Raw genomic sequence first — 8,972 nt, forward strand, 5'->3', positions numbered from 1 at the left:
CGCGCTTCCGATCGCCCGTCGGCGCGGGCGGCGCGCCTCGCGCGCCGTAGGGGCCAGGTTGCGTGCATGCAGCCAGCGCGCACGCGGCGGCCAGCACGCATGCGCCCGTGCGGATCGTGCGGATCGGTTTCATCGAACACCTCCTGATATCCGCGGCAGCCGCGGAATCGGTTGGGCAGGCCTCGGCCAATTCGCAATCCACGTGCCGTCCGTTCACGCGTCAAGCACATCGTCCCGCGGTGCGCCGCGCGTTTCGGACCGCCGTCGTTCGCTGCGATGCCTGCCTGCGCGACGCTATGCGTCGTACGCGGCCATCACGAGCCACAGCTCGCGGCCGTCGTCGCGCACGCGGGCCGCGAGCGCATACGTGTCGGCGGGCTCGCACGCACGCTGCAGCGCGAATCTCGCCGGCTCGGTCGAGCCGAACGTCTCTTCCCCGAGCGGCCGTACGTCCGCCTTGCCCTCGAACATCCGGCGCTCGGGCCGGTAGATCAGCGGTTCGCTCTTCCATTCCTGGAAGTGGCTCTTCACCGAATCGAACCCGCCCCCGCAAACGTTGAGCTCGTAGCGCACGCCCTCTCGCCGTTTTGGAATCGTCATCGTGCCTCCGTGTGATGTGCGCGCGGCCGGCACGGGTCGCGCCGCACATGGTCGTCGTCATCTTCGTCGTGTTCGCCGTCGATACGGCAAGTCGCGTGCCGCGTGCCGAGCGCGGGCATGGTCGTTGCGGCAACGTTCGCGTCTTCGTCGTCCGCGGGCGCGTTGCCATGAAGGACGCGACCCGGCCCGGCCATGACGCGCCGATGCACGAACGACGCACCGATCCGTCGCCGCCGGGGAAGCACCGGGACCACAGGCGCACGCGCCATTCGTCATTCGTCATTCGGAATGCCCTATCGACCCGCCGCTCGAGGACATGTTCCGCGCGTCGGGCGGCATTACGCGATACGCATGACGAAAGGCCCCGGCAGCACCCGCGCAAACGCAACGGCGAACGACGGGCCGCGCGTGCCGGACGGAACGCGGTTTGCCGAATCCGCAGAGCAGAGGAATCACCCCATCGAACCCGCCAGGAGGTCGTCATGCATCGCGTCAACGAAATCATGTCGCAGGACGTCGTGCGCATCGCGCCGACCGATTCGATCCGCCATGCCGCGCAGCTGATGGAGCGCTACGACATCGGCGCGCTCCCCGTATGCGACAACAACCGGCTGGTGGGGATGGTGACGGACCGCGACCTCGCGGTGCGCGCGATCTCGGTCGGCAAGCCGCCGGAGACGCGGATTCAGGAAGTCGCGTCGGGCCCGATCGAGTGGTGTTTCGAGGACGATTCGCTGGACGAGATCCAGCATTACATGGCCGATGCGCAGTTGCGACGCCTGCCGGTCGTCGATCACGACAAGCGGCTGGTCGGCATGCTGTCGCTCGCGGACATCGCGACGCGCTCGGCCGGCCCGGCGCGCGACGACGTCGCGAACACGCTCGAAGGCGTGTCGCAGCCGAAGCGGACCTGATGGCGCATCGCAGGCCGCGCGCGATACTGCCTGCCGGCCGCCGGTCAAGGCTCGCCCCGCATCACCGAAACGGGCCGTCGCGACAGGGCAACGACGGACGGCCGCCGCGTCAGCCGTCCTGCTTCGTCACGCGCACGATCTTGTCCGCCAGCTCGCGCACGTCGACCGGCTTGCACAGATAGCCGTCGAACCCGGCCTCGAGCGCGCGGCGTTCGTCGGCCAGGCCCGCATGCGCGGTCACGGCGAGCACCCGCATGGCGGGCGGCCCGCCGCCGCCGTTCATGCCGGCGCGCCGCAACGCGTCGAGCAGCCAGAAGCCGTCGCCGTCGGGCATCGCAAGATCGGACAGCACGACGGTCGGCCGCAGGTCGGCGGCCACCGCGAGCGCTTCGCGCCCCGTCGACGCGATCGCGACGGCCGCGCCGAACGTCGTCAGCGCGGCGGTGAGGCTCTCGCGCGTCGTCGGATCGTCGTCGACGATCAGGATGCGTTGCGTATCGAGCGTCAACGGGGCGCGATGGCCGTCCACGGGCGCACTCCCCCACGCCATCGCGCCGGCCGGCTGCCAGCCGGCCGGCAGCGTCACCGTAAACGTCGCGCCGCGATTGCGGCCCGCGCTCTCGACCGTCACGCCGCCGCCGTGCAGTTCGGCGATATGCCGCACGATCGACAGGCCGAGGCCCAGCCCGCGCCGCGACGACGCCGGCGAATCCTCCGCGCGGCGGAACATGTCGAACACGTACGGCAGGAACGCCGGCACGATGCCCTGCCCCGTGTCGCTCACGGTCAGCACCACCCGCGCATCGTTGCGGGCGAGCCCGACCGTCACGCTGCCGCCGGACGGCGTGAACTTGAGCGCGTTCGACACGAGGTTCGACAGCATCTGCCGCAAGCGCTCGGCGTCGCCCGACACCACGCAGGTCGACGCCGCACAGTCGAATTCGAGCACGATGCCGGCCGACGACGCGGCGGTCTGGAACGCGCCGACCGAATCGGAGAACAGCCGCACGACGTCCACCGGCCGCGCGTCGAGCTGCAGCTTGCCGGTCGCGAGCGACGACGCGTCGAGGATGTCGCCGACCATCCGCGTGAGCGAACGCGCGCTGCGATCGATCGCGTCGACCGCCTGCTGCTGCAGCGCGCTGTCGCCCGAATTGCGCAGCACCTCGACCCAGCCGTAGATCACGTTCAGCGGCGTGCGCAGCTCGTGCGACACCGTCGCGAGCAGTTCGTCCTTCAGCCGGTTCGACGTATCGGCCTGGTCGCGCGCATCGCGTGCGCCCTGCAGCGACCGCTGCGCGCGCAGGTCGCGGCGGCGCTGCGCACCGGCTTCGCGCAGCGTCAGCGACAACGCGACGGAGGCACGCACGTCGCCGCGTACCGGGCCCGCCGACACGGTCGCCCGGAAGCGCCGGCCGTCGCGCCGCACGCACAGCAGGTCGATCGGCCCGACCGCCGCGTGCATGTCGTCGAACGACTGCACGAGCGGCTTGCGTTTCAGCCAGCGCATCGCCACCAGCGATTCGAACGTGCGCCCATGCGCCTGGTTTTCGTCGTAGCCGAACATGCGTTGCGCGGCCGGGTTCCAGCTGACGATGCGGCCGTCGCCATCGATGCCGACGATCGCGTCGGGCGACGCGTCGACGACCGCGCGCTGCAACCGCGACGCATCGGCCCGCGAACGGTCGGCACCGGCGTCGCGCAGCAGCAGCACGGCGCCGTCGACGTTGCCGTCCGCATCGCCGAGCGGCGCGGCCACCTCGACGATCGGCACCGGCTCGCTCCCTTCCGCCTGCAGCCAGTGGCGATCCGATGTGACACCCTCGCCGCCGAGCGCGAGATCGAGCGGTGTCGATTGAACGCGCCGGCCGTCGCGATCGACGATCCGCAGCACGTCGCGCGCGGCGCGGCCCATCGCATCGTCGGGCCGGCAGCCGACGAGCGCGGCCGCGGCGGCGTTGAGGTAAGTGAGCCGCCCGTTCGTGTCGGTGGCGATCACGCCATGCGGCAACGCCTGCAGCACGGCTTCGAGCCGCCGGCGCGCGGCCGCTTCACGCCGTAGCGCCACATCGCTCGTGAAGCGCGCGTGGCGCAGCATCGACGCGATCGCGCAGACGAGCGCGCAGATCAGCACGAAGGTGCCGAGCCGCACGAGCCGGTCGGGCAGCGGCTGCGTATAGGCCGCGGGATCCGAGAGGAACAGCGTCCACACGAGCAGGCCGCTGACGACCGTCGAGGCCATCCCGAACAGGAACGACGTCGCCCACGCGGCGCCCGCGAGCAGCGGATAGTAGAGGACGAGCGGCAGGTTCACGCCGCCGAAGCGGATCGCGAGCGCCTGCAGCACGGTGGCGATCGCAACCAGCATCACGGCCGTGACGTAGTTGCCGGCGCGGGTCCGCGAAATGTCGATCATCGATCACACTCCTGCCGGCGGGTCGGTCGCGGCGGCATCAGGATTCAGGCTTGTCCACTTCGTCTTCGAGCTGCGCGAGCCGGTTGTAGATCGTCTTCAGGCTGACGTCGAGCACCTCGGCCGCCTGCGCCTTCACGCCCCCGCATTGCGCGATCGTGCCGAGGATCAGCTTGCGGTCGGCTTCCTCGAGCGACGTGCCGAACGGCACGGTCACACGATCCTCGTGCGAATCGGCCAGGTTCGACAGTTCGTCCATGATCGGCGGCGGCAGCGTATCGATCACGTCCGCGTCGCAGAAGATGCTCGCGCGCTGCACGAAGTTGCGCAGCTCGCGTACGTTGCCGGGCCACGCATAGGTCTTCAGCGCGTCGCGCGCGGCCGGTGCGAAGCGCAGGTTCCGGCCGCTTTCGGCGTTGAACTGCTGCAGGAATGCATCGGCCAGCATCGGGATGTCGTCGCCGCGCTCGCGCAGCGACGGCAGCGGGATCGGGAACACGTTGATCCGGTGGAACAGGTCGGGCCGCAGCTTGCCGTCGGTCATCGCGGCCTCCGGGTCGCGGTTGGTCGCCGCGACGATACGCACGTCGACGTCGATCTCGCGCGTCGAGCCGAGCCGCGTGAGGCGCCCCGTCTCGAGCACCCGCAGCAGCTTGACCTGTGACTCGAGCGGCATCTCGGTGATCTCGTCGAGAAACAGCGTGCCGCCGTCCGCGCGTTCGAAGAAGCCCTTGTGCTGGCGCTCCGCGCCGGTGAAGCTGCCGCGGTCGTGGCCGAACATCTCGCTCTCGACGAGGTTCGCGGCGATCGCGCCGCAGTTCACCGCGAGGAACGGGCCGCGGCGGCGCAGGCTCAGGTCGTGCACCGTCTGCGCGGCCAGCTCCTTGCCGGTACCCGATTCGCCCGTCAGCAGGACCGATGCCTCGGTGCGCGCGACCCGGCCGATCGCGTCGTAGACGGTCTGCATCGCGGGCGAGCTGCCGAGCATGCGGCCGAAACGGCCGAGGCGCTGCAGCTCCGAACGCAGTTCGGCAATCTCTTCATGCAGTGCGGTGGTGCGCGGCACGCGCGCGAAGATGCTGTTCAGCCGCTGCATGTTGAGCGGCTTCACCAGGTAGTCGGTCGCACCGCGCCGCAGTGCGTCGATCGCGGTTTCGAGGCTTGCGTGGCCGGTGGTCAGCACCATTTCGCAGTGCGAATGCTTCGGCAACGAATCGAACAGATCCATCCCGTTGCCGTCCGGCAGCACGAGATCGCACAGCACGAGATCAGGGGGGTGCGTCGTGACGAGCGTGCGCGCTTCCTCGAGCGTCGCGGCCGTGTCGCACGCAAGCTGCTGCGTGCGCGCGAGCGCCGCGAGCATCGTCCGCGTGTCGGCGTCATCTTCGACGATCAGGACGTAGGGCATCGTGGCTCCTTGTGAGGCGGCCCGGCGCGCTTGCCTGCCGGGACCGCGGCGGATTGTAGCGAGGTCCGGCCGTCGGTCGCACGACGATATGGCTTGATCGATGCACTCGTGCGGATGAGCTGTCCTCCCGTGAAAAGCAGTCCCTGTGAGTATAGGAGAGGCATGTCGCGCATTCGCCGGTCATCGAATAAATCTATCCGCCCACGTGACCTGCATTGCCAGATTCAATGCGCGGCAATCGGTAAGAATGCCATCGCTTCAAGGCGATCATGTTGCGTGAAGTCGCCCGGATCCCGTCTTTTGCGCACGTTGACGCGCCATGCGGTCAAACTTTCCGATCTGATTTTTCGCATGTCGGAATTCTCGGATGACGAGAGTGGCCGCTTGATAGCGTGCGTTCGATTCAGACCCTGCCGCGTGACTTGCCGACCATCGAGCGCTCTATCCGCTTCGTCGAACCGTCAGTCGGTTGAGGCCTGACTGCCGCCGTCGCGCGCTTTCGAGATCGCTTCGACGAGTTTCAGTTCGTCGTCGATCGACAGCGTCGTGTCGATCACGTCTCCGCCGAACGGTGCGAGCGCCGTGCTCAGCGCGTAGATATCGAGTTGCGTCGCGGCCAGCCCGAGCGACACGGTGCCGGGGCGCGCCTTGCGCGCGACGCGGTCGATCAGTGCGTCGTCCACCGGCTTCTCGCGCCATGCGTCGAGCGACGATTCGATGTGCTCGACCACGCTGTCGAGCAGCGACGCGGGCGGCGTGCGATCGGGGTCGACCGCATGCGCGCGCAACTGTCCATCGGTCGTGCACTCGACGATCGCCACCCCCGACAGCGCGACGACGTGCCGGTCGCGCAACGTATCGAGTTCGGCGAGCGCGCGATGGGCAGCCGCGAGGTCGGGATAGGACAACACGATCAACGTATTCATCAACGACTCCATGAAATCAGGCGGCCGGTTCGAGATGGGCGGCACTCAGTGCGGCAGCCCGAATGCGGCCTTCAGGCTCGCGACGATCATCTGCATCGCGATCGCCGCGAGAATCATCCCCATTAGCCGTTGCGTCACCGCCGTCAGGCGCGGCGACAGGTAATGGCCGATCAGCGGTGCCGACAGCAGCGACGCGGCCAGCAACACGAGAAACGCGGCGAGCCCGAGCGCGAACGCGAATGCCTGCCCGGTCGAGAACGCGGTGTGCCCGAGCACGATCATCGTCGCGATCGTGCCGGGGCCGACGAGCAGCGGGATCGTCAGCGGATAGATCGCGACGCGCTCGGCCGCGGCCGGATCGGCGCCTTCGTCGTCGCCCGGCGAATGCTGGCGGCTCGGCGCGCCATGCAGCATCGACAGCGCGATCAGCAGCACCAGCAGCCCGCCCGCGAGGCGGAAATCGTCGATCGTCAGGCCGAACACATGCAGGATCGCGCCGCCTGCCACGGCCGACACGATGCAGCCGACCGTCACGCCGATCGCGGCCGTCAGCGCGACCTTGCGGCGCTCGCTGTCCGCCGCGCCTTCGGTCAGCGACAGGAACACCGGAATGTTCGCGATCGGGTTCATGATCGCGAACAGCGCCGCGAATACCTTGATGGAAAACGTCAGGTCGAAGGCCACAGGTTCGCTCCCGTCTCGCGCGTCGACACGTGCGTCGAATCGCGCGCAGGTTCCGTTTCGTTCCGGATGCACGGCGCACGCCATGCTGCTACGATCGACGCACCGCGTTCACGCACGACGGAGGGCCCCGACCGATGCAAGCCACCGACACCTTCATGGATCACGAGATTCGCGTCGATGCGACGCGCAACGCGAACGGCGCGTGGGTCGCGCAGGTGCGGATCTTCCGCGACGGCGCGCCGGTCGACCTGCCCGCGCCCGAGCTCGTCACACCCGAATGGCTCACGTGCGACGAAGCCCTGCGCGGCGGCATCGACCAGGGCCGCGTGATCATCAAGACCCGCGACCGCTAGCGGCAACCGGCTCATCCGCACGCATCGCACGGCGCGTTCACGCATCGAAATCCAGATCGCCGATCAGGATCTCGCGATCGCGCTGGGTGCGCGTGCTGAAATCGACCGGCAACTCCATCTGCCAGCGTTCGATCGTGACCGGCAGCGCCGCGAGGTAGCGGTCGAAGCGGCTGCGGTCGGGCTCGGCCAGCAACGCATCGATCGCATCGTCACGCCACGCGAGCCGCGCGTTCAGCCGGTTCGGCAAGCCGACCGTCGACGTGAGGCCGATCACGTCGACACGGGTCGGGCTGCCCTGCCCGTCGTGCGGCACGACGTCCACCCTCACTTCGCCAGGCTGATACAGGCCGAGCACGCGCGCCGCGATGCGCGGCGCAAACTCGGTTTCGAAACGGGCACGCACATCGGGATTCATCTCGCCTCCGGGTTCGAATCATGTCGTCACACTGCTGTCACGCGGCTGCAATCTGCCGCTCGAATACCGCTTCCGCCTTCAGGCTGTCGAGATCGCGGCCAACCGTCGCGACCGCGAGCCGGGTGTTGCCGCGCCAGTACGCGATCGAGCAATCGTGCGCGGCGAGGTCGCCATCGATCTCGACCCGATCGAATTGCTCCGCGTGCCCGACATAGTTGACCGTCAGGTCGTAATGCTGGCTCCAGAAGAACGGCACCGCGTCGAACGGCCGCTGCTGCCCGAGCATATTGCGCGCGGCGGCGATGCCCTGCCGCTCGGCGACGACCCAGTGCTCGACGCGAATCCGCTCGCCCGTCAGCGGATCGGGCCAGCGCGCGATGTCGCCGGCCGCGTAGATGCCGGGCGCACTCGTCTGAAGGAAGCGGTCGACCGTCACGCCACGGTCGACGGCCAGCCCCGCGTCCTGCGCGAGCGCCACGTTCGGATGCACGCCGATGCCGACCACCACGAGATCGGCCGGCAGCACGTCGCCGGTCGACAGCGTCACGCTGTCCGGCGTGATCCGCGCGGGCGTCGCGCCGAGATGGAACACGACGCCGTGCGACTCGTGCAGTGCCTGGATCGTGCTGCCGAGCGCTTCGCCGAGCACGCGCGCCATCGGATGCGCATCGGGCGCAACGACCTGCACGTCGAGCCCGCGCGTGCGCAGCGCGGCGGCCGCTTCGAGCCCGATGAAGCTCGCGCCGACCACGACGCAGCGCCGCGCCGTTTTCAGCTTGCCGATCAGCGCGTCGCAATCGGCGCGCGAGCGCAGCACGCACACGTGCGGCAGATCCGCGCCGGGCACGGTCAGCCGGTTCGGCTCGGCCCCCGTTGCGAGCAGCAGCGCGCCGTAGCCGACGCGGCTGCCGTCGGCCAGTTCGACCGCCTGCTGCGCGGGGTCGATGCGTACGACACGCGTGCCGCACCGCACGTCGATGTGATGGTCCGCATAGAACGACGGCGCACGCAGCGGCAGCCAGTCGGCATCGGCCGTGCCGGCGAGATAGTCTTTCGACAGGTTCGGCCGGTCGTACGGCGGATCGGCATCGGCGGTGAGCAGCGTGACGGGATGCGGATAGCCTTCCTGCCGCAGCGTCACCGCAGCCGCGATGGCAGCCGCACCGCCGCCGACGATCACCACCGACGCGGGCAGTCCCGCTGCATTCAACCCAGGCGGCGCGGCGGCCGGCCGCTCGTCGAGCACGACGGCGCGGCCG

Annotated in this window: 9 protein-coding genes; 2 read left to right on the forward strand and 7 right to left on the reverse strand. The window is 69.2% G+C overall.

The genetic code is table 11. The features are described 5' to 3' along the window. Nucleotides 1-294: 294 nt before the first annotated feature. Complete coding sequence (locus tag G3N98_RS36555) at nucleotides 295-600, reverse strand: hypothetical protein (protein ID WP_089429611.1); 306 nt, start codon at nucleotides 598-600, stop codon at nucleotides 295-297. 482 nt (nucleotides 601-1,082) lie between these two features. On the opposite strand from G3N98_RS36555, the gene G3N98_RS36560 reads away from it, so the two are divergent. Beyond that, nucleotides 1,083-1,514 carry a CBS domain-containing protein gene (locus G3N98_RS36560; protein ID WP_089429609.1) on the forward strand — a complete coding sequence of 144 codons (432 nt, stop codon included), beginning with the start codon at nucleotides 1,083-1,085 and terminating at the stop codon, nucleotides 1,512-1,514. Between the two features lie 109 nt (nucleotides 1,515-1,623). On the opposite strand, the gene G3N98_RS36565 is transcribed toward G3N98_RS36560, so the two are convergent. The 4 genes from G3N98_RS36565 to G3N98_RS36580 all read right to left on the reverse strand — a co-directional run bounded on the left by G3N98_RS36565 (nucleotide 1,624) and on the right by G3N98_RS36580 (nucleotide 6,945). After that, nucleotides 1,624-3,930 carry an ATP-binding protein gene (locus G3N98_RS36565; RefSeq protein WP_206150847.1) on the reverse strand — a complete coding sequence of 769 codons (2,307 nt, stop codon included), beginning with the start codon at nucleotides 3,928-3,930 and terminating at the stop codon, nucleotides 1,624-1,626. 37 nt (nucleotides 3,931-3,967) lie between these two features. Continuing rightward, on the reverse strand, nucleotides 3,968-5,335 hold the full coding sequence (locus tag G3N98_RS36570) for a sigma-54 dependent transcriptional regulator (RefSeq protein ID WP_206150848.1): 1,368 nt from the start codon (nucleotides 5,333-5,335) through the stop codon (nucleotides 3,968-3,970). A 461-nt stretch (nucleotides 5,336-5,796) separates the two neighbouring features. After that, a complete protein-coding gene (locus G3N98_RS36575; protein ID WP_206150849.1) occupies nucleotides 5,797-6,261 on the reverse strand; it encodes a DUF1269 domain-containing protein in 465 nt (154 codons plus the stop codon). A 45-nt stretch (nucleotides 6,262-6,306) separates the two neighbouring features. Then, nucleotides 6,307-6,945: an NAAT family transporter gene (locus tag G3N98_RS36580; RefSeq protein WP_206150850.1), complete on the reverse strand. Its 639-nt coding sequence runs from the start codon at nucleotides 6,943-6,945 to the stop codon at nucleotides 6,307-6,309. A 134-nt stretch (nucleotides 6,946-7,079) separates the two neighbouring features. On the opposite strand from G3N98_RS36580, the gene G3N98_RS36585 reads away from it, so the two are divergent. Beyond that, nucleotides 7,080-7,298, forward strand: coding sequence for a DUF6566 family protein (locus tag G3N98_RS36585; protein ID WP_011349700.1), 219 nt, complete (start codon nucleotides 7,080-7,082; stop codon nucleotides 7,296-7,298). Nucleotides 7,299-7,335: 37 nt separating this feature from the next. Here G3N98_RS36585 and G3N98_RS36590 read toward each other — a convergent pair whose 3' ends face one another. After that, entirely contained in the window at nucleotides 7,336-7,713 is a 378-nt protein-coding gene (locus G3N98_RS36590; RefSeq protein ID WP_175237863.1) for a DUF5594 family protein, read from the reverse strand. A 37-nt stretch (nucleotides 7,714-7,750) separates the two neighbouring features. Then, nucleotides 7,751-8,972, reverse strand: a 1,222-nt coding sequence (locus tag G3N98_RS36595; protein WP_206150851.1) for an FAD-dependent oxidoreductase, incomplete at its 5' end; no start/stop codon positions are given.

The organism is Burkholderia sp. Tr-20390 (genome assembly GCF_017104595.1).
Lineage (GTDB): Bacteria > Pseudomonadota > Gammaproteobacteria > Burkholderiales > Burkholderiaceae > Burkholderia.

Excerpts from the sequence above, each read along its gene's own strand:
- G3N98_RS36560 (WP_089429609.1), top strand. The coding sequence starts at position 1,083 with ATGCATCGCGTCAACGAAATCATGTCGCAGGACGTCGTGCGCATCGCG.
- G3N98_RS36575 (WP_206150849.1), bottom strand. The coding sequence starts at position 6,261 with ATGAATACGTTGATCGTGTTGTCCTATCCCGACCTCGCGGCTGCCCAT.
- G3N98_RS36565 (WP_206150847.1), bottom strand. The coding sequence starts at position 3,930 with ATGATCGACATTTCGCGGACCCGCGCCGGCAACTACGTCACGGCCGTG.
- G3N98_RS36570 (WP_206150848.1), bottom strand. The coding sequence starts at position 5,335 with ATGCCCTACGTCCTGATCGTCGAAGATGACGCCGACACGCGGACGATG.
- G3N98_RS36585 (WP_011349700.1), top strand. The coding sequence starts at position 7,080 with ATGCAAGCCACCGACACCTTCATGGATCACGAGATTCGCGTCGATGCG.
- G3N98_RS36590 (WP_175237863.1), bottom strand. The coding sequence starts at position 7,713 with ATGAATCCCGATGTGCGTGCCCGTTTCGAAACCGAGTTTGCGCCGCGC.
- G3N98_RS36555 (WP_089429611.1), bottom strand. The coding sequence starts at position 600 with ATGACGATTCCAAAACGGCGAGAGGGCGTGCGCTACGAGCTCAACGTT.